Annotated in this window: 1 protein-coding gene; it reads right to left on the bottom strand. The window is 61.7% G+C overall.

Annotated features, from left to right (window positions below; all coding sequences use genetic code 11):
* Window positions 1-358: aldehyde dehydrogenase family protein (locus EN852_RS36640; RefSeq protein WP_135879745.1), on the bottom strand; the 358-nt coding region annotated here is incomplete at both ends.

Raw genomic sequence — 358 nt, 5'->3', positions numbered from 1 at the left:
CGGACAGCCACCCGCCAGAGCTGGCGAGACCTTCCGGGTGATCATGGCCGCCGGGAAGTTCCACGGGGTTATTGCGGCGACCACACCGATCGGCTGGCGCAACACGAACAGCCTCGCATCGACACGATGAGACGACAATATCTCGCCTGCGACGCGGTTAGCTTCTTCGGCGTAGAATTCGACATAAGATGCCGCATAGTCGATCTCACCCAGAGCTTCGTCCAAGGGCTTGCCCTGCTCACCGGTAAGGATGGCGGCAAGATCGGCGCGGTTGGCAATGATGAGGTCGTACCAGCGGTTCAGGATTTTGCCACGCTCCTTGCCTGTGCGCCCGGCCCAAGGGCGAAATGCGGCTGCC

This window comes from Mesorhizobium sp. M2E.F.Ca.ET.209.01.1.1 (assembly GCF_004010375.2).
Taxonomy (GTDB): Bacteria; Pseudomonadota; Alphaproteobacteria; order Rhizobiales; family Rhizobiaceae; genus Mesorhizobium.
This window is presented reverse-complemented; position numbering and strand designations above follow the sequence as displayed.